This is a genomic window from Pantoea brenneri (assembly GCF_038594305.1).
Taxonomy (GTDB): Bacteria; Pseudomonadota; Gammaproteobacteria; order Enterobacterales; family Enterobacteriaceae; genus Pantoea; species Pantoea brenneri.
Window position 1 is genome coordinate 66,676 of sequence record NZ_JBCGBG010000007.1, and the last position, 23,280, is coordinate 89,955.

Here is a 23,280-nt window from a genome sequence, read left to right on the forward strand (position 1 = left end):
GGCGAAAACCGGACCGGCGGCCAGTGGTATCAGTGTAAACGGCGGGCGTCGATGATATCAGAGACCTGATTCAGGCGTGCCAGTACCCGTCCCAGCACCTGATGGTTATAAATCTCGATATCCATGTCGATAGTTGCCAGCTGCTTTTTGGTATCGCTGCGGCTCGACACGCCCAGTACATTGACTTTTTCATTGGCGAGGATGGTGGTGATATCGCGCAGCAGCCCGCTGCGATCGTTGGCTGTCACCCGTACCACCAGCGAATAACCGCTGGAGTAACTTTCACCCCATACCGCGTCAACGATGCGTTCCGGCGCATGGGAGATCAGCTCAGCCAGCTGGTCACAGTCGGCACGGTGAATCGAAATACCGCGTCCCTGAGTGATAAAGCCGACGATATCGTCGCCCGGAATCGGCTGGCAGCAACGTGCAATGTGGTGCATCAGGTTGCCCACGCCCTCGACCACCACGCGCCCGCTCTCTTTGCGCGACGGTGGCGTGTAGGACTTCTGGGTCAACTGGCGCAGCGCTTCGCGGTCTTGCTCTTCGGCGCTCGGCTTGTTGAGCCGGGCCTGCAGGAAATTAACCATCTGGTTAAGGCGAATATCACCACCACCAATCGCCGCCAGCAACTCCTCCAGAGAAGTAACGTTATAGCGCGGCAGCAGCAGCTTCTCCGCTTCACGCAGGCTGATATCCAGCTGATTCAGCTCGTTATCCAGAATCTGCCGTCCGGCGATGATGTTCTTATCGCGATCCTGCTTGCGGAACCAGTTGTGAATCTTTGACCGGCCGCGGCTGGTGGTGATATAGCCGAGGTTAGGGTTGAGCCAGTCCCGGCTCGGGTTCGGCTGTTTCTGAGTGATCACTTCAACCTGATCGCCCATCTGCAGCTGATAGGTAAACGGCACGATACGGCCGCCGATTTTTGCGCCGATGCAGCGGTGACCGATGTCACTGTGGATGTGGTAAGCGAAGTCGAGCGGCGTTGAGCCGGCGGGCAAGTCCACCACATCCCCTTTCGGTGTAAACACGTACACCCGGTCATCGAACACCTGGCTGCGCACCTCTTCCAGCAGTTCACCGGAATCCGCCATCTCTTCCTGCCAGCTGATCAGCTTACGCAGCCAGGCGATACGCTCTTCATGCCCCGCTGCGCCGCGTGCGCTGCTGGAAGTCGGCCCCTCTTTATATTTCCAGTGCGCCGCTACGCCCAGCTCGGCATCTTCGTGCATCTGGCGGGTACGGATCTGGATCTCCACCGTTTTACCCTGCGGGCCTAACACCACGGTGTGAATTGACTGGTAGCCATTTGGCTTGGGGTTTGCCACGTAGTCATCAAACTCGCTCGGCAGATGACGATAAAGCGTGTGGACCGTGCCCAGCGCGCCGTAGCAATCCTGTAAGCGCTCAGCGACGATGCGCACCGCCCGCACGTCGAACAGCTCATCGAAAGCCAGCGACTTCTTCTGCATCTTGCGCCAGATACTGTAGATATGCTTCGGCCGGCCATAGACTTCGGCACGAACGCCCTCTTTGGCCATCTCTTTACGCAGATTGTTGACGAAGTTGTCGATGTACTGCTCACGGTCAATGCGTCGTTCATGCAGCAGTTTGGCGATGCGTTTGTATTCGTCGGGATGCAGATAGCGGAAGCAGTAATCTTCCAGCTCCCACTTCAGTTGACCAATGCCGAGCCGGTTGGCCAGCGGCGCATAGATATTGGTACTCTCTTTAGCCGCCAGCACTCGCTCATCTTCCGGCGCGTCTTTCATTTCGCGCAGGTTCATGATGCGTTCGGCCAGTTTGAGCACCACGCAGCGGAAATCTTCCACCATCGCCAGCAGCATCCGGCGGACGTTATCCACCTGCTCAGACGCCATCGAGTCATTGTGAATCGCTTTCAGCTGACGGATCGCGTCCATATCGCGCACGCCATGCACCAGCGAGACAATACCTTTGCCGATGGTTTTTTCCAGATCTTCTTCGCTCACCACTTCATCGTTAGCCAGCGGGAAGATCAGCGCCGCACACAGGCTTTCAATATCCATACTGAGCATCGAGAGGATTTCGACCATCTCGATGCCGCGCCACAGCAGCAGCGACTGATCGGGATGGCCCTGGGTTTGCGCTTCACAGTAGCGCCAGGTTTCGGCGACGCGTTGACATGATTGCGGGTTAGCAATACCGAGACTGGCGATCCACTGGTCGAGGGCGAATTCCCCCTCAGTATTTAAATGCGCACTTCTGACCGCAACCATATCCTCTCCTGCACAGCGACTTAGCCCATCGCTTCTGTTTTTCTGAACAGCACCATGGATTCGAGATGACGGGTATGAGGGAACATATCCAGCATCGCGACCCTTTCCAATTGGTAGCCCGCTGACAGCAATGTCTGGCTGTCACGCGCGAGTGTGGTGGGATTACACGAAACATAGACCACGCGTTCTGGTGCAAGTTTAACCACATGCGCCATAACGCCAGCAGCCCCGGCACGAGCCGGATCGAGTAATACCTTGTTAAATCCCTGTGCCGCCCACGGCTGGCGCGACACGTCTTCCTCCAGGTTATGCTGGAAAAAGCGAACATTTTTAAGATTATTCAGCTCAGCATTATACGCTGCCTGCCGTACTAATGCTGCAATGCCCTCCACACCAACTACATTTTGTACGAAGATTCCGATAGGAAGTGTGAAGTTTCCCATACCGCAAAACAGGTCCAGCACCTGGTCTTCCGGCTGCAGATCGAGCCAGCTTAGCGCCTGTGCCACCATCTGCTGGTTCACCGCATCATTTACCTGAATGAAATCCTGTGGACTGAAGGTTAGCTTAAGTTGATGAGAGTGATAAAACGGCTTCGCTTCGGTTAACGGCGTTAATGTCTCATCACCTGCATCCAGTAACAGCATCAGCTGATGCTTATGCGAAAACTGTTCCAGCTTTTCACGGTCTTCCGCCTGCAGCGCATCAAGATGGCGCAGGATCATCAGTGGACCGTTGTCCGCCAGCACCAGCTCAACGTGGCCGAGGCGCCTGACGGCGCGTAAGCCACTCAGGCACTGGCGCAGCGGCGTGATCAATGCCTCAAGTTCGGGCATCAAAATGGGGCATTGCTGGATATCGACCAGATCGTTGCTCGCTTCCTGGCGGAAGCCCATCTGCAGGCGCTGCTGCTTGTTGTGCCACTGCAGGCCCAGCCGGGCGCGACGGCGATAGCCCCAGGGCTCACCGGCAATCACCTCATCAACCGCCACCGGCTGCTGTGCCGCCTGGCTCAGCATCCGGCTCAGCGCCCGGGCTTTGCTCTGCTGCTGCAGTGCCACTTCCACATGCTGCTGCTGGCAGCCACCGCAACGCTGAAAATGCGGACAGCGCGGCGTGACGCGCGCCGGACTGGTGTTTAACAGCCGCGTCACTTTCGCTCGGGCAAATTGCCGTTTATCCTCTGTCAGCGTAATTTCTGCCTGTTCGCCAGGCAGCGCACCGCTGACAAAAATGGTTTTGCCTTTATGACGCGCCACGCCCTGCCCGAACGGATCAAGCTCTTCAATGGTGACGGTAAGGCGTTGTTGCGTCGCCACGCGCTGTTTTGCAGCGTAAAATTGCGCCATAGTGTTGTTAATTCTCTTTCTCTAAAAACGATGTGCACAGGTTTGTCGACGGATGCACAGGGACGTTAAGCCGGAGTAGCCAGGCGACTATTATGACCAAATACAGCCTGCGGGCGCGAATGATGATTTTAATCCTGGCACCCACGCTGATGGTTGGCCTGCTGCTCAGCTCATTTTTTGTGGTGCATCGCTACAACGAACTGCAACGGCAGGTGATGGATGCCGGTGCCAACATCATCGAACCGCTGGCGATCTCCAGCGAATACAGCATGACCTGGCATAATCGCGATGCGATGCGCGAACTGGTCAGTCTGCTGCACCGCCGCCACTCCGGTATTGTCCGGGCGATTTCGGTGTTCGACAACCATAACCAACTCTACGTCACCTCCAACCACAAGCAGAACCTGAGCCTGCTGCAGCAGGATGATATTCGCGCCCTGCCCGATGATGTCTCAATGGAACGGCACGGCAGTCTGCTGATTCTGCGTACCCCGATTACCACCGAACGCTATGACGTGGACGAATTACCGGATGAAGATGCCAAACCGGCGGGTAATCCGCTGGGCTATGTGGCGATTGAGCTGGATCTGCAGTCGGTGCGGCTGCAGCAGTACAAAGAAGTGTTTGTCGCGACGCTGATGCTGCTGTTCTGTCTCTGTATTGCGATGCTGTTCGCCTACCGCCTGATGCGCGACGTCACCGGCCCGATCCGCAATATGGTCACCACCGTGGACCGGATTCGTCGGGGTCAGCTCGACAGCCGGGTCGAAGGCTACATGCTGGGGGAGCTGAGCATTCTTAAAAACGGCATCAACGCGATGGCGATGTCGCTTACTGCCTACCACGAAGAGATGCAGCATAATATCGATCAGGCGACCTACGACCTGCGCGAGACGCTGGAGCAGCTGGAGATACAGAACGTTGAGCTGGATCTGGCGAAAAAACGGGCACAGGAAGCCGCCCGCATCAAGTCCGAATTTTTAGCCAACATGTCGCATGAACTGCGCACGCCGCTGAATGGCGTACTCGGCTTTACCCGTCAGATGCTGAAGACCCAGTTGCGCGCCACCCAGCGCGATTACATGCAGACCATTGAGCGCTCGGCCAATAACCTGCTCAGCATTATCAACGATGTGCTCGACTTCTCGAAGCTGGAAGCGGGCAAGCTGATGCTGGAGGCGATCCCCTTCCCGCTGCGCGCCACGCTGGATGAAACGCTGGTGCTGCTGGCACCGTCGGCCCATGACAAAGGTCTGGAGCTGACGGTAGTGTGCGACAGCAGCGTACCGGATAACGTGATTGGCGATGCGCTGCGCCTGCAGCAGATCCTGATCAACCTGATTGGCAACGCGATTAAATTTACCGAAAAAGGCACCATTGGCCTGCGCGTCGGACAGCGGGTAATCACCCATACCCGGGTCGAGCTGGAAATTCAGGTCGAGGATACCGGTATCGGCATCTCTGAGCAGCAGCAGACCCAGCTGTTCCAGGCGTTCCGTCAGGCGGACGCCAGCATTTCTCGCCGTCACGGCGGGACCGGACTGGGGTTGGTGATCACCCAGAAACTGGTGCGGGAGATGGGCGGGGAAATCACCTTCAGCAGCCAGCCCGATCACGGCTCCACCTTCGTGATTCGGGTGCAGTTGGATCTCAACCCGAATGCGCCAGGTATGCCACGGGTGCTGGAGGCGCTGTCGCATGCGCGTATCGCCTATGTGGAAGCCAATCCTGCAGTAGCCCGGGCGGCACTGGAGATGTTAAGCGCGACGCCGCTGCAGATCGATTACAGCGAGACGCTGGAGGGCTTAAGCGAGGCGCACTATCCGCTGCTGCTGATGGCGATGCCGGTTAATGTCAGCCAGCATCAGTTACTGGCGGAAAGCCAGATTAATGCCCTGCTGGATCGGGCCGATCATGTGCTGATGGCACTGCCCAGCCCGATGATGCTGCTGGCCGATGAGCTGAAGGTGCGCGGCATTGATAGCTGTATCGCTAAACCGATCTCCCTGACCCGCCTGCTGCCGATGTTGCTGGATCTGCACACCCGTCAGAGCAGTGAACTGCCGCTTTCGCCGCGCCTGCCGTTAACGGTGATGGCGGTGGATGACAATCCGGCCAATCTCAAGCTGATCGGCGCTTTACTTGAGGAGCAGGTACAACGCATCGTGCTGTGTAACAGTGCCGAACACGCGATTCGCGAAGCCCGCCAGCAGGCGCTGGATGTGATCCTGATGGATATTCAGATGCCTGATATTGACGGTATCCGCGCCAGCGAAATCATTCGCAGCCTGCCACATCATGCCAGTACGCCGATTGTCGCGGTCACCGCCCATGCGATTGACGGCGAGCGCGAACAGCTGATTAAAGCGGGGATGAATGACTATCTGGCCAAACCGATTGATGAAAGTAAGCTAAGCCAGCTCCTGGCGCGCTACACGCCACCGCCAGCCGCCGCAGTTCCGGAACTGCCGCACATTCTGCCGACGCTCGACTGGCAGCTGGCGCTGCGACAGGCAGCTAACAAGCCGGATCTGGCGCGCGATCTGCTGCGGATGCTGCTGGAGTTTTTACCTGAGGTCCACGCAAAAATCGCGCAGTTTATGGCCAGTAATGAGGTGAGCGCGCTGCGTGAGATCATTCACAAGCTGCACGGCAGCGCCAGCTACAGCGGCGTGCCACGCATGAAGCAACTTTGCCATCAGCTGGAGCGCGAACTGCTTCAGGCCAGCGATATTGCCGCGCTGGAACCTGAACTGCTGGAGTTGCAGGATGAGATGGAGAATGTCGCCAGAGAAGCCCGGCGGATACTGGGCGTCGAATAATACCGGCACGGCATTGCCCTGCTGCCGCACCGGCGGGTGACTCAGCCTTCATCAGACAGCGCGTCATCAGCAATGCCGACGCGCTGAATTGCCCGCCCGGTTAGCGGAAACCGGCCAGCTTCAGCGTCGCCGCGACGTTACGTGCGGTCAGCTGGACGTTCCTGCCGGCGCTGGCCAGCGCCTCGTCCAGTGAACAGATGCTGTAGAGCACGCTGAATACCGCATCAATACCGTGCTGATGCACCACGCCGACATCCGCCGTCAGGCTGCCAGCGATGCCGATTACCGGCTTATTGAAGCGTTTTGCCACGCTGGCGACGCCAATCGGCACCTTGCCATTAATACTCTGGCTGTCGATGCGCCCTTCACCGGTAATCACCAGATCGGCGTCCCTGACCTGTTCCGCCAGCCCCAGCGCTTCGGTGACAATCTCAATACCGCGGCGTAAATCAGCCTGACAAAACGCATGCAGCGCCGCTCCCATACCGCCCGCCGCGCCACCGCCGGGAATATGCAACACATCGATATCCAGATCGCGGTGAATAATCGCCGCGTAGTGGGCCAGCGCCTGGTCAAGCTGCTGCACCAGCGCCGGCGTCGCCCCTTTTTGCGGGCCGAAAATCGCCGAGGCACCCTCTTCGCCGGTCAGCGGATTGGTCACATCACAGGCCACCTCGATCCGGCACTGTGAAATGCGGCTATCCAGCTGGCTGATATCAATCGAGGCGAGGTCAGGCAGTGCGCCGCCGCCATAACCGATTTCACTGCCCTGGGCGTTCAGCAGTCGGGCACCGAGCGCCTGCATCATGCCAGACCCGCCGTCATTGGTGGCGCTGCCGCCGATGCCGATAATGATATGTCCGACGCCCTTATCCAGCGCGTTTTTAATCAGTTCGCCGGTGCCAAAGGAGGTGGTCACCCGCGGATCGCGTTGCGCGGCGGGCACCCGTTCGAGGCCACTGGCAGCCGCCATTTCGATATAGGCCGTGCGCTCGTCACCGGACAAACCATAAAAAGCGTCGACCTGCGCGCCAAGCGGCCCGGTAACCTTTAACCTGACGATTTTTCCTTTCGTCGCCGCCACCATCGCTTCTACCGTGCCTTCACCACCGTCGGCGACCGGTATTTTCACATAATGCGCATCGGGGAAAATTTCACGGAAACCCGTTTCTATCGCCGATGCCACATCCAGGGCGGATAAACTCTCTTTATATGAATCCGGTGCGATTACGATTTTCATAGGCAATCCGAGCGCTGTTAAGGGATTGAAATGCTCTGAAACCAGTCCGGCATCCGCAGACACCGGCACCGGGTTTTAGCGGGCGATTTCAACCTTCGCTAACTTCTCATAATAGCAGGCAAGCGCGCTGTGGTCGGATGAACCCTGACCATCATTACGCAGCGCCTGCATCATCTCCATCACCGCCGCCGTCAGCGGCAGGTGCGCGCCAACGCCGTGTGAGGTATCCAGCGCATTCGCCAGGTCCTTGATATGCAGATCAATACGGAAGCCGGGCTTAAAATTGCGATCCATCACCATCGGCGCTTTGGCGTCCAGCACGGTACTGCCCGCCAGGCCGCCACGGATCGCCTGATAAACCAGATCCGGATTAACGCCCGCCTTGGTTGCCAGTGATAACGCTTCGGACATCGCGGCAATGTTCAGTGCCACAATCACCTGATTAGCCAGCTTGGTCACGTTGCCTGCCCCGATATCGCCGGTATGGACCACCGAGGCCGCCATTGCTTTCATGATGTCGTAGCAGTGATCGAAGACCGCTTTGTCGCCGCCCACCATCACTGACAGCGTGCCTTCGATCGCTTTGGGTTCGCCGCCGCTGACCGGCGCATCCAGCATTTTGATCTGCTTTGTCGCCAGCGCATCGTGAACTTCGCGGCTGGCAAGCGGGGCGATTGAACTCATGTCGATCACAATCAGGCCCGGTTTTTCCGCCGCGATAATGCCCTCTTCGCCGAGACAGACCTCTTTGACCTGTGGCGAATTAGGCACCATGGTGATCACCACGTCACACTGCTCAGCCAGCTCTCTGGCTGATTTCGCAACGGTCGCGCCCAGCTCAACCAGTTCCGCTTCGTTCTCAGGATTATGGTCACGGACCACCAGCGAATAACCGGCTTTCACCAGATTTTTACTCATTGGTTTGCCCATGATTCCCAGGCCGATAAATCCAATTTTCATTGCGTTTCCCCTTGATTGATTAGCGCTTAAATTTGTCGCAAAGCGCCTGTGTGGCGTTGCGGAACACACCGAGATCGCTGCCGACCGCGACAAAGGTTGCGCCCCATTCCAGGTAGCGGCGCGCATCGGCTTCCACCGGCGCCAGAATGCCGCTGGGTTTGCCCGCGGCTTTGGCGCGTTCGAAGATGTGTTTAATCACTTTCAGCACTTCCGGGTGTGCTGGCTGACCGAGATAGCCGAGAGCGGCGGAGAGATCGCCCGGGCCAACAAAGATGCCGTCAACTCCATCTACCGCTGCGATGGCGTCGATGTTGTCCACTGCCTGCTGGGTTTCAATCTGCACCAGCACGGTGATGTTGTCGTTGATGCTGCTGTTGTAGTCCGGCAGGGTGCCGTACATGTTGCTGCGATGCGAAACCGACACGCCGCGGATGCCGGCGGGAGGATAACGGGTTGATGCCACCGCGCGCAGCGCTTCCTCTTCCGTCTCAACAAACGGCACCAGGAAGTTACTGAAGCCGATGTCGAGCAGCCGCTTGATGATTACCGGCTCATTGCAGGGAGGACGCACCACGGGCGCACTGTGACTGCCCTTCAGCGCCATCAGCTGCGGCACAAAGGTGGTGATATCGTTTGGCGCATGTTCGCCATCCAGCACCAGCCAGTCAAAACCGGCCAGACCTAAAATCTCGGTAGAAATCGGGCTGGCAAGCGCACACCAGCTGCCGATCAGGGTTTCACCCGCTAACAAACGACGACGAAATCCATTCGGCCAGGCTGCATTACTCATGGTTAACTCCTGTGGCGGTGGCTCCCCGGGGGGAGCCGAAAAGGTTAACGTACCAGGCAGGGACGTTTATTGTCGTAGGTCCATCCCGGCACCAGAAATTGCATCGCCTGAGCATCATCGCGTGCGCCCAGCCCCTGCTTCTGATACAGCGCATTGGCCTGCATCACCTGATCCATATCCAGCTCAACGCCGAGACCCGGTTTCTGCGGCACCTGCACCATGCCGCCTTTGATCTGGAACGGCTCTTTGGTCAGGCGCTGATTGCCCTCCTGCCAGATCCAGTGGGTATCAATCGCGGTGATTGCGCCCGGCGCGGCGGCGGCAACGTGGGTAAACATCGCCAGCGAAATATCGAAGTGGTTATTCGAGTGCGAACCCCAGGTCAGGCCAAAGTCATGGCACATCTGCGCAACCCGCACCGAGCCCTGCATGGTCCAGAAATGCGGATCGGCCAGCGGAATATCGACCGACTGCAATGACAGCGTATGGCCCATCTGCCGCCAGTCGGTGGCGATCATATTGGTGGCGGTCGGCATACCCGTGGCGCGACGGAACTCCGCCATCACTTCCCGTCCTGAGTAGCCCTGCTCTGCACCACAGGGATCTTCAGCGTAGGCCAGCACATTTTTCAGTTGCTTACCCAGCATGATGGCTTCGTTCAGCGACCAGGCGCCGTTAGGATCGAGGGTGATACGCGCCTCGGGGAAACGCTTCGCCAGTGCGGTAACTGCTTCTGCCTCTTCGCCACCGCGCAGTACGCCGCCCTTCAGTTTGAAATCGTTAAAACCGTATTTTTCATAAGCCGCTTCCGCCAGCCGTACCACCGTCTCCGGGGTTAACGCCTCTTCGTGGCGCAGGCGATACCAGTCACAGGGATCGCTCTCCTGGCTCTGATAAGGCAGGGACGTCTTGCGGCGGTCGCCGATATAGAACAGATAGCCGAGCATCTCAACGCGGTCGCGCTGTTGTCCGTCACCCAGCAGCGAGGCCACATTCACCTCCAGATGCTGACCCAGCAGGTCGAGCAGCGCCGCTTCAATGCCGGTCACCACATGGATAGTGGTGCGCAGATCAAAGGTCTGGGTGCCGCGCCCGCTGGCATCCCGATCGGCAAAGGTGCTGCGCACCAGGCTGAGAATGTTTTTGTATTCACCCACAGTTTTGCCAATTACCAGCGAAGCCGCATCTTCCAGCGTCTGACGGATTTTTTCACCGCCCGGGATTTCGCCGACGCCGGTGTGGCCAGCGTTATCCTTGATAATCACAATGTTGCGGGTGAAGAACGGCGAATGCGCGCCGCTGAGGTTAAGCAGCATGCTGTCGTGGCCGGCAACCGGAATGACCTGCATGGCGGTAACTTTCGGTGTTGAACTCATCTCCTGCTCCTTATGCTGTTGCGCGGCCAAATGCCGGGCGCTTACGGTCGAATGTCCAACCGGGAATCAGATATTGCATCGCTGTGGCGTCGTTACGGGCACCCGCAGGCAGTGACTGGAAAAGCTGATGGGCCTGATGCACGCGGTCCCAGTCAAGCTCGATGCCGAGGCCTGGCGCATCCGGCACGGTGATTTTGCCGTTGCGGATTTGAAGGGGATTTTTGGTCAGGCGCTGATCGCCCTCCTGCCAGATCCAGTGGGTATCAATGGCGGTCGGATTGCCCGGTGCCGCTGCGCCAACGTGGGTAAACATCGCCAGCGAAATGTCGAAGTGGTTATTGGAATGGCAGCCCCACGTCAGGCCCCATTCGTCGCACAGTTGCGCCACCCGCACGGCACCGCTCAGCGTCCAGAAGTGCGGATCGGCTAACGGAATATCGACTGCGTTGAGCATCACCGCGTGGTTCATCTCGCGCCAGTTGGTGGCGATCATGTTGGTGGCGACCGGTAAGCCAGTGGCGCGCCGGAACTCCGCCATTACCTCGCGTCCTGAGTAGCCCTGTTCTGCACCGCAGGGATCTTCGGCATAGCTCAGGACATCCGCCATTCCTTTGCACAGGGCGATCGCTTCATCCAGTAGCCAGGCCCCGTTGGGATCGACGGTAATGCGCGCATCCGGGAAGCGCTGCTTCAGCGCCGCGGCGGTTGCGATCTCCTGTTCGCCTGGCAGCACGCCGCCTTTGAGTTTGAAATCTTTAAAGCCATATTTGTCCTGCGCCGCCTCTGCCAGTCGCACCACCGCTTCGCTACTCAGTGCTTCCTGATGACGCAGGTGATACCACTCATGACTGGCCTGTTCACCGCTCAGATAAGGCAGATCGGTCTTGCGGCGATCGCCAAGGTAGAACAGATAGCCCAGCACCGTGACCTCATCACGCTGCTTGCCGGGCCCCAGTAACTCTGCCACCGGCACGCCGAGGCACTGTCCCAGCAGATCGAGTAGCGCCGCTTCCAGCGCCGCCACCGCATTGACCCGCAACTCAAAGGTCCAGGCACCGTTACCGAAAGTGGTGAAGTCAGCCGACTGATTGCCCTTGTGCACCTGCTGCACCAGGTGGTTCATTCGCGCAATCTGCTGGCCTTTGACCTGCGGAATCGCCTCAACCAGCGTCTGATAGATGGTGTCGCCGCCTGGCGCTTCACCGACGCCGGTGTGACCGGCGCTGTCGGTGAGTACCACAATGTTGCGGGTAAAACAGGCGTTGTGCGCACCGCCAATATTGAGCAGCATGCTGTCATAACCGGCGACCGGGATAACCTGCATCCCGGTGATCACCGGTGAACTTTGTGTATTCATGAGGCATCCTTACCGGACCAGGTTTTCAGTTCGACACGTTTGATATCGCCCGCTATCACCAGGAAGCTGAATGCGGCGACAAAGGCGTGAATACCGACATAAATCAGCGCGCCTTCAAAGGATCCACTGGTGGCGATGATGTAACCGATGGCGATAGGCGTCACGATGCCAGAAAAGTTACCAAACATGTTGAACAGACCGCCGCTCAGGCCACTGATCTCTTTCGGCGCGGTATCTGCCATCACCGCCCAGCCCAGCGCACCGATTCCTTTACCGAAGAACGCCAGCGCCATGAAGAACACTACCACCCACTCGGTATCGGTGTAGTTACACATCACCATCGAAATGGAGAGCAGCATGCCGAGCACTATCGGCGTTTTACGCGCGATATTCAGCGAGCCGGTTTTGCGCATCAGCCAGTCGGAAATCACCCCGCCCAGGACGCCGCCGAGGAAGCCGCACACCGCCGGAATCGAGGCAATAAAGCCCGCTTTAAGAATCGACATGCCGCGCGCCTGTACCAGATAGACCGGGAACCAGGTAATGAAAAAGTAGGTTAAGGCGTTAACGCAGTATTGACCGAGGTAGATGCCTAACATCATGCGTGAGGTCAGCAGCTGTTTGATCTGGAACCACTTCTCGCTCCAGCTCACTTTGCGGCTATCCTTTTTGACATCCATATTGATCAGCGCACCGCCCTGTTCCATATACTCCAGTTCGGCTTTATTCACGCCAGGGTGATCGGTGGGATCGTGGATCACTTTCAGCCAGATGAAGCTGAGGATGATGCCGAGTCCACCCATGAACCAGAATACGTGTGCCCAGCCCACTGAAGAGACCAGCCAGCCCATGATCGGCGCGAAGATGACGGTAGCGAAGTATTGTGCCGAGTTGAAGATCGCCACCGCCGTGCCGCGCTCCTGCGCCGGAAACCAGGCCGCGACAATGCGGCTGTTGCCAGGGAAGGAAGGTGCTTCGGCCAGCCCTACCAGGAAACGCAGCATAAACAATGACATGATGATACCGAAGCCGCTGAACAGGTCGACAAACCCTTGCAGGAAGGTAAATAGCGACCAGGTAAAGATGCTCCAGAAATAGACGCGTTTTGAGCCGAAGCGGTCGAGCAGCCAGCCGCCCGGAATCTGACCAATAACGTACGCCCATGAGAAGGCGGAGAAGATATAGCCAAGTCCGACTGAATCGAGGCCTATATCTTTGGACATCGCCGAACCGGCAATCGAAATGGTTGCGCGGTCACCGTAGTTGAATGAGGTAACAATAAATAACATCACCACAATCCAGTAACGGGCATTGGTGCGCTTCTGCACCGCTTCCGCTGTCTGGCTGAAACTATTCATGATGCACTCCTGAAATATAGCGTGAGCTACATTCGCTCTGACTGCATACACATCGCGTTGGGTATCAGAGAGAAATGAGGTTAAACACGGCGATCTTTTTTTTTTGGCAAATCTTTATTACCCCTTCGCTGTTTCAGCGACTGCCTGCCGGTTAACAGCACCTCATCAGCGATGGGCGGACAAGGCCGGTGCAACAGGCAACAAACCGGGTAAAGCGTCGTGACGGATAACCTGACCTGGGTTAACGAAAATCAGTATAAGAACAGCCTGCCGCGATGACATTGGAGTATCGCCCTGGAATAGGATTGATGTTTGCGGGATTATTTGGCGTTTGCACAGAATCCTGCGGCATGGCTCACGGAACCTGTAAATATCGGACGCGTAACCGGCCAGAAAGCCGGTTTCCCACGCTGTTTGTGAGGGTCTTCACTTGCTTTTGGTTAATCGACCCAAAACGGGGCTATAAATCTTTTCAAAGCCGGTCAATTGCACAATGTACAGCCCACAGCGCCTCCCTATACTGAAGCTGGCAAACAGTGAGCGACTGACAGGTAACACCACGACAACAACGCACCGCACAAGTACGGTACGACAGACGGGAAGGTGAGCGATGACCCCAACAACAACCGAACAACCGCTCTATATCAAAGTCCATGAGCACGACAACGTCGCAATTGTGGTTAACAGCCTCGGACTGCCAGCCGGCACCCGTTTTGCTGATGGCCTGACGCTGACTGAGCATGTGCCGCAAGGGCATAAAGTTGCGCTGAGCGCGATTGCGCAGGGCGCAGCAATTGTGCGCTACGGCGAAATCATTGGTTATGCGCTGCGCGATATTGCCGAGGGCAGCTGGATTGATGAGTCCCTGGTGACGTTACCGGAAGCGCCGCCGCTTGCCAGCCTGCCGCTGGCGACTCAGGTCCCTGCCGAACTGCCTGCGCTGGAAGGTTATACCTTCGAAGGCTATCGCAACGCCGATGGCAGCGCCGGAACGCGTAACCTGCTCGGCATCACCACCAGCGTGCACTGCGTGGCGGGCGTGGTGGATCATGTTGTGCAATTGATTGAGCGTGATTTGCTGCCGCGCTATCCCAACGTCGATGGCGTTGTCGCCCTGAATCATCTTTATGGCTGCGGCGTGGCGATCAATGCCCCGGCGGCTGTAGTGCCGATTCGCACCATCCACAACCTGGCGCTGAACGCCAATTTCGGCGGCGAAGTGATGATTGTGAGTCTGGGCTGCGAAAAATTACAGCCGGAACGGCTGCTGACCGGCACGCCAGACGTACAGCCGATCTCGCTGGAGGAACATGACATTGTGCGTCTGCAGGATGAAAAGCTGGTGGGCTTTGGTGCAATGGTTGACGAAATATTGCAGGTCGCCGAGCGCCACCTTAAGCGACTGAATCAGCGCCAGCGCGAAACCTGTCCCGCCTCAGAGCTGATCGTCGGCATGCAGTGCGGCGGCAGCGATGCCTTCTCTGGCGTGACCGCCAATCCCGCCGTGGGCTTTGCCTCAGATCTGCTGGTGCGTTGTGGTGCCACGGTGATGTTCTCTGAAGTCACGGAAGTTCGTGATGCGATTCATCTGCTGACGCCGCGGGTGATTAATGAAGAGGTTGGTAAGCGCTTACTGGAGGAGATGGCCTGGTATGACGACTATCTCAACCAGGGTCAGACTGACCGCAGCGCTAACCCTTCGCCCGGCAATAAAAAAGGCGGGCTGGCCAACGTGGTCGAAAAAGCGCTCGGCTCCATTGCGAAATCGGGCCGCAGCGCGATTGTAGAAGTGCTGTCACCGGGACAGCGCCCTACCCGTCGCGGATTAATTTACGCCGCCACCCCCGCCAGTGATTTCGTCTGCGGGACCCAACAGATGGCCTCCGGCATTACCCTGCAGGTGTTTACCACCGGGCGCGGTACGCCGTACGGACTGGCGGCCATTCCGGTGATCAAGATGGCAACGCGTAATGCGCTGGCCGAACGCTGGCACGATCTGATGGATATTAATGCCGGGACTATCGCAACCGGCGAGGAGAGTATTGAGCAGGTTGGCTGGCGACTGTTTGAGTTGATTCTGGATATTGCCAGCGGCCGCAAACAGACCTGGTCAGATCGCTGGGGAATACGTAACCAGCTGGCGGTGTTTAACCCGGCACCGATTACCTGATCACAGGCTGCGCCCGGATTGCCACGGCGGCGATCCGGGCCGGTTCTCGTCCGCTACCACGGCAATAAAACGCCTGAGGCCGGCGCAGGGCGCAAAGCAGTTACGGATTACAGCAGCGCGCCCCAGGCCTCAACCCACGGAGAAGTGACCGCTTCCGGCTCGGGATTTTCACTGGCATCAACCAGCAGGACTTCACCCACCCGTTGGGCACTCTGCTCCTGCAGCAACGCATCAAAGGTTTTACCCGCGCCACAAAAATGATCATAACTGCTGTCACCCAGCGCAATGACGCCATAACGCAGCGTCGGCTGATGACCCAGCTTATCTTTTACCGCGTGGAACAGCCCCGAAATGGTATCGGGAAAATCGCCGTGTCCGGTGGTAGAGGTGACAATCAACGCTACATCACTGGCGTAGGCCTGCCAGTCTGCCAGCGTCGGATCTTCAAACACCGTCACGCTGTGGCCCTGCTGTTGCAGAATCGGCTCTGCCTCTTCCGCCACCAGCAACGCATTGCCGTATACCGTGCCCACAAAAATGCCAATCTTTGCCATCTGCCTTCTCCCTTATTCTGAAACGTTATCCTGTCCTGGCGCCGCCGCAAACTCAACCCGCGGCACCTCAGGAATGCGATCCTGCCAGCCAAACTGTGTCATCAGATTCTGCCAGACACTATCCAGCCCGGCACGGATCAGCAACGGCTCGCCGATGACCGGATGGGTCAGCGCCAGGCTGCTGGCATGCAGCATCAGGCGGTTAGCGCCGAAGTGCTGCGCCGCGCCGCGGTTCTGCCGCAGATCGCCGTGTGCAGAGTCGCCGATGATTGGATGACGCAGGTGCGACATGTGCCGGCGCAGCTGATGTTTGCGACCGCTTTTCGGCGACAGTTCAACCAGGCTATAGCGCGATGTCGCATAGCGGCCAATACCCACCGGCATCTCCACCGTGGCCAGTGACTGATAGTCGGTGACCGCCGGCTGCGCCGTACGTTCTTCAGTGGCATGCTTATCGGCTATTTTGTCCAGCTCTTCTACCAGCGGATAATCCAGCGTACCGCTGGTTTCCAGCCAGCCGCGGACTACCGCATGGTAGGTTTTTTGCATCTGATGTTGCTCAAACTGCTGCGACAGCAGCCGTCCGACTTCGCTGGACAATCCCATCAGCAGCACACCGGAGGTAGGACGATCCAGACGATGCGCGGTAAACACATGCTGACCGATCTGATCGCGCACCGTCTGCATGACAAACACCGTCTCATGCCGATCCAGCCAGCTACGATGCACCAGCCAGCCGCTCGGTTTGTTCACCGCCACCAGCCAGCGGTCCTGATAAATAATTTCCAGCATCAGACCGCCGCATCCTTCAGTAACGCATCAAGCTGACGCAGCGTCAGTAACAGCGGCGCAACACCGGGCTGGTCAGGCACCAGCGCCACTTCATAATAGGGGGCAACAGCGAAGTTTTGCGGCAGTGGATGCCGGGCCGCAATCAGGGCGTGCATTCGGGGAATCAACACCCATTGCAGCCATTGCAGCGGTTCGAGCGTATCAAGGCAAAACGGCTCGCGGCTGTCGAAAGCGCTGGCATCAGGGGGTGTGCTTTGCCAGAGATCGTGCTCACGCAACACCGCTTCAACCTGCTCCAGCCGCTGCGTAATCAATTGTTCGGGCGTCATGCGCCACCTCCAGCGGACAGTAAAAAAACAGGCGGCAAGCATATCACTTGTTGGCGCAGGCACAAAAAAAGGGAGCACTGTAAAAACAGTGCTCCCGGTTCGTTTGCAGCCATCCCGCTACGTTAATGCTCCCTGCTCTTCCGTGACAACTTGTCCAGTGCGAACTCCTGTCGCGCATCATCCTGATGAATCCTTAGCCTCCTGGCCCACCACCTCTTCTGAGGGGCTCTCATTCTCCATCCTGGAGGTGTCCCTTGCTCAATCCTGAGCGGTCCTGTTTCAGCCTGAAACCTTCCGTGTGCCGTAAACTCCGTTACGTTCCCGCCTCCTGGCTTATCCTCATCCTGACGATATCTTTGTCCCCAGCATCCTGCCAGTGCGAGATATTCTGACAGAACTAATTGTGCATACAAGTGACTAAAAGCGTAAGTTCAGCATCTTAGCGAAACAATTTCAGACTAATGCCATTAAGTCGATGATTCACAATATTTTTACATCCCGGCCATCCAGATGTCTCAAGCTACATCTGACGATCTCGCACACGCCTTGTAAGAGATATCTCACAAGCAAGCCAGGCGATCACTGCAAGTCACTCGGTAACCGGCTGTAATAACTTAAGAAATATCTCAATATTTCCGGCTAAAACTTCACGCTGTTTACGGCCCGGCTGCTCCAGAACCACTTCCCCGCTGAGGTTCGATAAAGAGACGATCTCCTGTTCTGATTCCGTGGTGGCGATAAACAGCGTTGGCGACTGGCGCAGGCGGCGCTGCATCAGTAAATGGCCAATCAGATTCTCCTGCAGTCGCAGGAAATCCTCTTCACTCCACACCTGCAAAAGCGTCAGCTTCCGTTGCTGGAAACGGGCCTGCATGTCTCCGGCGAACTGAGTGGTGTAAAACGTGGTGATCTGCGGTTGCAACTGGAGGTCGATCGCCCGTCCTACCGCGTCGAGACTGGGCGGCAGGCTAAAGGGCTGTGGCTGCCACAGGACACGCTGGTCACGATCTTCCAGCGCACAAGGCGACGGCACGCCATACAGATCGCTGCTGGCTGGCGCATGGCCCGTGTGCTGCTGCCAATGCTGGCAATAGCGGTTAGTAAAGTCGCGCAGTGCGGCGGCAGTTTGCTCCGTCATTCATATTCTCACTTCTGATAGGTTACACTTAGCCACTTTGATTAATTTTGGTGGTAACCGCAATGACTACTCACGAACAGGATCAGGCCCTCAGCAACCTGACGCTGGGCAAACCCACAGCCTATCACGATCGCTATGACAACAGTTTGTTGCAGGCGGTGCCGCGTAGCCTGAACCGTGAACCGCTCGGCCTGTATCCTGATAGCCTGCCGTTTACCGGCGGTGACATCTGGACCTTATATGAACTGTCGTGGCTTAACAGCAAAGGGCTGCCACAGGTCGCCGTCGGTGAAGTGGTGCTGGATGCGCAGAGCCGCAATCTGATCGAATCGAAAAGCTTTAAGCTCTATCTTAACAGTTTCAACCAGACCCGCTTCGCCGACTGGGGCGAAGTACGCCAGACGCTGGAGCGCGATCTGAGCGCCTGCGCTGAAGGTGAGGTGCGGGTCGCGCTGTTCCGGCTGAATGAAGTCGAAGGACAGCCGATCGGCCATTTCGACGGCTACTGCATCGATGAGCAGGATATCGCGATTGACGATTACCGCTTCAATGCCGACTACCTGGCCGATGCCACCGGCAGCGAGATCGTCGAAGAGACGCTGGTCAGCCATCTGCTCAAATCGAACTGCCTGATTACCCATCAGCCTGACTGGGGTTCAGTGATGATTCGTTATAACGGCCCGCGTATCGACCGTGAAGCGCTGCTGCGCTATCTGGTGTCGTTCCGTCAGCACAACGAATTCCACGAACAGTGCGTCGAGCGCATCTTTAATGACGTGCTGCGTTTCTGCCACCCTGAGGCGCTGACGGTCTATGCGCGCTATACGCGCCGTGGCGGGCTCGATATTAATCCGTGGCGGAGCAATGTGCCCTTCACTCCGGGCTATTCGCGTCTGGTTCGCCAGTAGTTTGCGAGATCTCTCGCAGGCTGTGCGCTGCAGGCGCGGTTCCACTTGAGCTACGCTGGCCGACAAGGCTACTCTGGAGATGGCGGCAATCTGCGGGTTGCCGACCAGGGATTTTCGTCACTGCGTTTGCAGTGTCAACTGTCACCCAGGCGGGTGTAAAGGAGTTCATTTGATTACCCATATCAGCCCTCTTGGCTCAATGGATCTGCTCTCGCAGCTGGAAGTCGATATGCTGAAACGCACGGCCAGCAGCGACCTGTACCAACTGTTTCGCAACTGCTCGCTGGCGGTGCTGAACTCTGGCAGCCAGACCGACAGCAGCCACGAATTACTCTCCCGCTTTGAGAATTTTGATATCAACGTGCTGCGTCGTGAACGCGGCGTCAAACTGGAGCTGATCAATCCACCGGAAGAGGCGTTTGTTGATGGACGCATCATCCGTTCGCTGCAGGCCAACCTGTTTGCGGTGCTGCGCGATATTCTGTTTGTCAGCGGCCAGCTCAACGCTCCAGGCCGTTTAAGCGCAGCCGAAGAGAATGATTCCGCCGCTATCACCAATACCGTCTTTTCAATTCTGCGTAATGCCCGGGCGTTGCACATTGGCGAGTATCCCAACACCGTGGTGTGCTGGGGTGGCCACTCGATCAACGCCGTTGAATATCAGTATTGCCGTAACGTCGGCACCCAGCTGGGGCTGCGTGAACTGAACATCTGTACCGGCTGCGGGCCGGGCGTAATGGAAGCGCCAATGAAAGGAGCGGCGGTAGGCCACGCTCAGCAGCGCTACCGTGACAGCCGTTTTATTGGTCTGACAGAACCGTCAATCATTGCCGCCGAGCCGCCGAATCCGCTGGTGAATGAGCTGATCATTATGCCGGACATCGAAAAGCGTCTTGAGGCGTTTGTCCGCATCGCGCACGGCATCATTATCTTCCCAGGCGGGGTCGGTACCGCAGAAGAACTGCTCTATCTGCTCGGCATCATGATGAATCCGCACAACAGCGATCAGGTGTTACCGCTGATCCTGACCGGACCTGAAGAGAGTGCGGATTACTTCCGGGTGCTGGATGACTTCATCGTCAGTACGCTGGGCGAGCAGGCGCGCAAGCACTATCAGATCATCATTAACGATGCCGCTGAAGTGGCGCGTCTGATGAAGCAGGCGATGCCGCAGGTTAAAGAGTATCGACGCGAAACCGGCGACGCCTACAGCTTTAACTGGTCGATTCGTATTGCGCCGGATCTGCAGGTACCCTTCCTGCCGACCCATGAAAATATGGCCAACCTCAACCTCTACACCAACCAGCCGCCGGAAAAACTGGCCGCCGATTTGCGTCGCGCCTTTTCAGGCATCGTGGCCGGTAACGTGAAAGAGATGGGTATCCGCGAAATTCGCGAGAAAGGCCGCTATAAGCTGCATGGCGACGCCGACATCATGCATCGCATGGACGAACTGCTACAGGGATTTGTCGCGCAGCAACGTATGAAGCTGCCGGGTACCGCCTACATCCCCTGCTACGAAATCATCAAATAAACCAGGAGGCAGCCATTGGGCTGCCGATATTCTCATGGCTTTTCATCTTCTTATCGTAGATGCGTTAAACCTGATACGCCGTCTGCATGCGGTACAAGGATCGCCGTGCGTCGATGGCTGCGTGGCGGCACTGCGTCAACTATTGGGGCATACCCGCCCGACCCACGTAGTGGCGGTGTTTGATGGTGAAACCCGGCATCAGGGCTGGCGTCACCAGTTATTACCGGATTACAAAAGCGGCCGTCCGCCGATGCCGGAAGATTTACAGGCGGAGATGCCGGCGCTGCAACAGGCTTTTCGCGCCGCAGGCGTCAGCTGCTGGATTGCCGATCAGGATGAGGCGGATGATTTAGCCGCGACGCTGGCGGTAAAAATGGCGCAGGCCGGACATCAGGCCACCATCGTGTCAACGGACAAAGGCTACTGTCAGCTACTGGCGCCGGAAATCCGTATTCGTGACTACTTCCAGAAGCGCTGGCTCGATCTGCCGTTTATCGAAGCTGAATATGGCGTTGCGCCGCAGCTGTTACCCGATTTTTGGGGATTGTGTGGCATCAGCAGCAGTAAGATCCCAGGCATTGCTGGTATCGGCCCTAAAAGCGCAAAACAACTGCTGGCAGAGTTTCATTCGCTGGACGGGATCTATCAGCAACTGGATCAGGTGCCGACAAAATGGCGTGACAAATTAGCCAGCGGCCAGCGGATGGCTGAGATCAGTCGCCAGGTGGCCACGCTGAAGCGGGATTTAGTGTTGCAGGGTAATCTGAATACGTTGCGTTACAGCGGCTGAGTGCCGAAACACTCAGCCGTTTGATCAGCGTTCGTCGCGACGACCACCGACTGCCGCCCAGATACGACGAATGTGTACCGTGACCTCTTCGCGATCGTGATAGAGCTGACGCGCCCGGATCTGCGCATTGATGCCGTTCTCACTGAGTCGCTCTTCAATCATCGCCAGATTCTGCGTCACCTCTTCGTAACGCTTTTTCATTGGCAACTTGAGGTTGAAGATCGCCTCGCGGCACCAGCCGTTGACCAGCCAGTCTGTCATCAGGTTCGCTACCCGTACCGGTTTCTCAACCATGTCACACACTAGCCAGCTAATGTTGGTGCGCGGCGGGCGGAATTTGAATCCATCAACGCGTTCATGCATCACCTGCCCGGTCTCCATCAGGCTCGGCGCCATCGGACCGTTATCGACCGCATACACCATCATGCTGCGCTGCACCAGTTGGTAGGTCCAGCCGCCAGGACAGGCACCGAGATCGACAGCATACATGCCGCTGGCCAGACGCTCATCCCATTCGTCCGCCGGGATAAAGACGTGAAACGCCTCTTCCAGCTTAAGGGTTGAACGGCTCGGCGCATCGGACGGGAACTTAAGCCGCGGAATGCCCATATAAAAAGACGAACTGTTTTCTGGCAATGAATAGCCCACGTAACAGGTGCCCGGCGCAATGAAAAATACGTGCACCACCGGACGTTTCGGGCTTTCGTAGTTCAACAGAATTTTGCTTTCACGCAGCGCGGAACGCAGCGGCACGGTGAACTTGCGGCAGAATTTGGTCAGCTCTTTCGCTTCGTTGGTGTCTGGCACCTCAACGCGCAGTTCGCCGCCCTTTTCAACCACGCCGGTCAGCATGCCGACGATTGGCGTGATCCGATCTTCCTGCGGCAGGTCGCGCAGCAGCTCGCCGACCACCAGCATCTGACGCGCAAAGATCAGGTCGTCAAACGGCAACTCACGCACCAGTCGTTCGGCGTCCTCAAACTGATAACACTCAAACAGCACATAGCCCGAGTCATCTTTAACCCGCGGGAAACCGTAGACTTCGCGTTCAGCGGCTTTCGCACTGATTTCTGCCGCACACTCTTTTTCAAAACCGGGACGGCAATAGAGTAAAACTTTATTCATGGCGTTCTGCCCTTCGTTTAAGACGCAGCGCGCCAATCAACATCAATACCCAACCCGCAAGGAAGCATAATCCTCCCACTGGCGTGATAAAAACCCAAAATTTCAGATGTGACAGCGCCAGACAGTAGAGACTGCCGCTGAACAGTACGGTGCCGAGCGCCATCAGCGCACTGCTCCAGTAAAACCAGATATTGGCGCGGCGTAACATTGCCGCACCCAGCCCCATCACCGCTAAGGTGTGGTAAGCCTGATATTCCAGCCCGGTATGAATCCAGGCCATTTCCGCCGGTCCGAGCGATTTACTCAATACGTGGGCACCAAAAGCGCCAAACGCCACCAGCAAAAATCCGCTAATGGCAGCAAAAATAAACATGGCACGACTGGACATGAAACGATCCTCAGAGTGCGTTTGCATCGCAATGCAATT

Annotated in this window: 19 protein-coding genes; 5 read left to right on the top strand and 14 right to left on the bottom strand. The window is 57.3% G+C overall.

Going from position 1 to position 23,280, the window contains the following annotated elements; translation table 11 throughout:
- Positions 1-29 precede the first annotated feature (29 nt).
- Both relA and rlmD read right to left on the bottom strand, forming a co-directional pair.
- The gene (gene relA, locus AABB92_RS19835) at positions 30-2,261 is read right to left on the bottom strand and encodes a GTP diphosphokinase (RefSeq protein WP_031374734.1); all 2,232 of its coding nucleotides are present in this window, start codon (positions 2,259-2,261) and stop codon (positions 30-32) included.
- A 20-nt stretch (positions 2,262-2,281) separates the two neighbouring features.
- The gene (rlmD, locus tag AABB92_RS19840) at positions 2,282-3,610 is read right to left on the bottom strand and encodes a 23S rRNA (uracil(1939)-C(5))-methyltransferase RlmD (protein ID WP_031374733.1); all 1,329 of its coding nucleotides are present in this window, start codon (positions 3,608-3,610) and stop codon (positions 2,282-2,284) included.
- Between the two features lie 92 nt (positions 3,611-3,702).
- Here rlmD and barA point away from each other — a divergent pair, with 92 nt between their 5' ends.
- Complete coding sequence (gene barA / locus AABB92_RS19845; protein ID WP_031374732.1) at positions 3,703-6,432, top strand: two-component sensor histidine kinase BarA; 2,730 nt, start codon at positions 3,703-3,705, stop codon at positions 6,430-6,432.
- A 100-nt stretch (positions 6,433-6,532) separates the two neighbouring features.
- Here the strand turns inward: barA and AABB92_RS19850 are convergent, their stop codons facing one another.
- From AABB92_RS19850 to AABB92_RS19875, 6 genes are all read right to left on the bottom strand, one after another.
- Complete coding sequence (locus AABB92_RS19850; RefSeq protein WP_031374731.1) at positions 6,533-7,672, bottom strand: glycerate kinase; 1,140 nt, start codon at positions 7,670-7,672, stop codon at positions 6,533-6,535.
- A 75-nt stretch (positions 7,673-7,747) separates the two neighbouring features.
- Positions 7,748-8,632, bottom strand: coding sequence for a 2-hydroxy-3-oxopropionate reductase (gene garR / locus AABB92_RS19855; protein WP_046289597.1), 885 nt, complete (start codon positions 8,630-8,632; stop codon positions 7,748-7,750).
- 19 nt (positions 8,633-8,651) lie between these two features.
- Positions 8,652-9,422, bottom strand: coding sequence for a 2-dehydro-3-deoxyglucarate aldolase (garL, locus tag AABB92_RS19860; RefSeq protein WP_031374730.1), 771 nt, complete (start codon positions 9,420-9,422; stop codon positions 8,652-8,654).
- Positions 9,423-9,466: 44 nt separating this feature from the next.
- Entirely contained in the window at positions 9,467-10,798 is a 1,332-nt protein-coding gene (gene gudD, locus AABB92_RS19865; RefSeq protein WP_031374729.1) for a glucarate dehydratase, read from the bottom strand.
- Positions 10,799-10,808: 10 nt separating this feature from the next.
- Complete coding sequence (locus tag AABB92_RS19870) at positions 10,809-12,155, bottom strand: enolase C-terminal domain-like protein (RefSeq protein ID WP_031374728.1); 1,347 nt, start codon at positions 12,153-12,155, stop codon at positions 10,809-10,811.
- The gene (locus tag AABB92_RS19875; protein WP_031374727.1) at positions 12,152-13,513 is read right to left on the bottom strand and encodes an MFS transporter; all 1,362 of its coding nucleotides are present in this window, start codon (positions 13,511-13,513) and stop codon (positions 12,152-12,154) included. The genes AABB92_RS19870 and AABB92_RS19875 overlap by 4 nt, the downstream gene beginning before the upstream one ends.
- Positions 13,514-14,123: 610 nt before the next feature.
- Here AABB92_RS19875 and garD point away from each other — a divergent pair.
- Complete coding sequence (gene garD / locus AABB92_RS19880) at positions 14,124-15,683, top strand: galactarate dehydratase (RefSeq protein WP_031374726.1); 1,560 nt, start codon at positions 14,124-14,126, stop codon at positions 15,681-15,683.
- Positions 15,684-15,790: 107 nt separating this feature from the next.
- Here garD and AABB92_RS19885 read toward each other — a convergent pair whose 3' ends face one another.
- From AABB92_RS19885 to syd, 4 genes are all read right to left on the bottom strand, one after another.
- Positions 15,791-16,237 carry a flavodoxin gene (locus tag AABB92_RS19885; protein WP_031374725.1) on the bottom strand — a complete coding sequence of 149 codons (447 nt, stop codon included), beginning with the start codon at positions 16,235-16,237 and terminating at the stop codon, positions 15,791-15,793.
- Positions 16,238-16,249: 12 nt separating this feature from the next.
- Positions 16,250-17,029, bottom strand: a complete 780-nt coding sequence (gene truC, locus AABB92_RS19890) for a tRNA pseudouridine(65) synthase TruC (RefSeq protein ID WP_031374724.1) — start codon at positions 17,027-17,029, stop codon at positions 16,250-16,252.
- Positions 17,029-17,358: a YqcC family protein gene (locus AABB92_RS19895; RefSeq protein ID WP_031374723.1), complete on the bottom strand. Its 330-nt coding sequence runs from the start codon at positions 17,356-17,358 to the stop codon at positions 17,029-17,031. Before AABB92_RS19895 ends, truC begins: the two co-directional genes overlap by 1 nt.
- A gap of 589 nt (positions 17,359-17,947) precedes the next feature.
- Positions 17,948-18,496, bottom strand: coding sequence for a SecY-interacting protein (gene syd / locus AABB92_RS19900; protein ID WP_031374722.1), 549 nt, complete (start codon positions 18,494-18,496; stop codon positions 17,948-17,950).
- 62 nt (positions 18,497-18,558) lie between these two features.
- Here syd and queF point away from each other — a divergent pair, with 62 nt between their 5' ends.
- The 3 genes from queF (at position 18,559) to xni (ending at position 21,728) form a co-directional block, all read left to right on the top strand.
- Positions 18,559-19,404, top strand: coding sequence for an NADPH-dependent 7-cyano-7-deazaguanine reductase QueF (queF, locus tag AABB92_RS19905; RefSeq protein ID WP_046289596.1), 846 nt, complete (start codon positions 18,559-18,561; stop codon positions 19,402-19,404).
- A 169-nt stretch (positions 19,405-19,573) separates the two neighbouring features.
- Positions 19,574-20,938: a nucleotide 5'-monophosphate nucleosidase PpnN gene (gene ppnN, locus AABB92_RS19910; protein WP_031374721.1), complete on the top strand. Its 1,365-nt coding sequence runs from the start codon at positions 19,574-19,576 to the stop codon at positions 20,936-20,938.
- Between the two features lie 34 nt (positions 20,939-20,972).
- Positions 20,973-21,728, top strand: a complete 756-nt coding sequence (xni, locus tag AABB92_RS19915; RefSeq protein WP_031374720.1) for a flap endonuclease Xni — start codon at positions 20,973-20,975, stop codon at positions 21,726-21,728.
- Positions 21,729-21,752: 24 nt separating this feature from the next.
- On the opposite strand, the gene rlmM is transcribed toward xni, so the two are convergent.
- Both rlmM and AABB92_RS19925 read right to left on the bottom strand, forming a co-directional pair.
- A complete protein-coding gene (rlmM, locus tag AABB92_RS19920) occupies positions 21,753-22,853 on the bottom strand; it encodes a 23S rRNA (cytidine(2498)-2'-O)-methyltransferase RlmM (RefSeq protein WP_031374719.1) in 1,101 nt (366 codons plus the stop codon).
- Entirely contained in the window at positions 22,846-23,241 is a 396-nt protein-coding gene (locus AABB92_RS19925) for a DUF423 domain-containing protein (protein ID WP_031374718.1), read from the bottom strand. The genes rlmM and AABB92_RS19925 overlap by 8 nt, the downstream gene beginning before the upstream one ends.
- Positions 23,242-23,280 lie beyond the last annotated feature (39 nt).

Coding starts and splice junctions, on each gene's coding strand:
- relA (WP_031374734.1), bottom strand. CDS start 2,261: ATGGTTGCGGTCAGAAGTGCGCATTTAAATACTGAGGGGGAATTCGCC.
- rlmD (WP_031374733.1), bottom strand. CDS start 3,610: ATGGCGCAATTTTACGCTGCAAAACAGCGCGTGGCGACGCAACAACGC.
- barA (WP_031374732.1), top strand. CDS start 3,703: ATGACCAAATACAGCCTGCGGGCGCGAATGATGATTTTAATCCTGGCA.
- AABB92_RS19850 (WP_031374731.1), bottom strand. CDS start 7,672: ATGAAAATCGTAATCGCACCGGATTCATATAAAGAGAGTTTATCCGCC.
- garR (WP_046289597.1), bottom strand. CDS start 8,632: ATGAAAATTGGATTTATCGGCCTGGGAATCATGGGCAAACCAATGAGT.
- garL (WP_031374730.1), bottom strand. CDS start 9,422: ATGAGTAATGCAGCCTGGCCGAATGGATTTCGTCGTCGTTTGTTAGCG.
- gudD (WP_031374729.1), bottom strand. CDS start 10,798: ATGAGTTCAACACCGAAAGTTACCGCCATGCAGGTCATTCCGGTTGCC.
- AABB92_RS19870 (WP_031374728.1), bottom strand. CDS start 12,155: ATGAATACACAAAGTTCACCGGTGATCACCGGGATGCAGGTTATCCCG.
- AABB92_RS19875 (WP_031374727.1), bottom strand. CDS start 13,513: ATGAATAGTTTCAGCCAGACAGCGGAAGCGGTGCAGAAGCGCACCAAT.
- garD (WP_031374726.1), top strand. CDS start 14,124: ATGACCCCAACAACAACCGAACAACCGCTCTATATCAAAGTCCATGAG.
- AABB92_RS19885 (WP_031374725.1), bottom strand. CDS start 16,237: ATGGCAAAGATTGGCATTTTTGTGGGCACGGTATACGGCAATGCGTTG.
- truC (WP_031374724.1), bottom strand. CDS start 17,029: ATGCTGGAAATTATTTATCAGGACCGCTGGCTGGTGGCGGTGAACAAA.
- AABB92_RS19895 (WP_031374723.1), bottom strand. CDS start 17,358: ATGACGCCCGAACAATTGATTACGCAGCGGCTGGAGCAGGTTGAAGCG.
- syd (WP_031374722.1), bottom strand. CDS start 18,496: ATGACGGAGCAAACTGCCGCCGCACTGCGCGACTTTACTAACCGCTAT.
- queF (WP_046289596.1), top strand. CDS start 18,559: ATGACTACTCACGAACAGGATCAGGCCCTCAGCAACCTGACGCTGGGC.
- xni (WP_031374720.1), top strand. CDS start 20,973: ATGGCTTTTCATCTTCTTATCGTAGATGCGTTAAACCTGATACGCCGT.
- rlmM (WP_031374719.1), bottom strand. CDS start 22,853: ATGAATAAAGTTTTACTCTATTGCCGTCCCGGTTTTGAAAAAGAGTGT.
- AABB92_RS19925 (WP_031374718.1), bottom strand. CDS start 23,241: ATGTCCAGTCGTGCCATGTTTATTTTTGCTGCCATTAGCGGATTTTTG.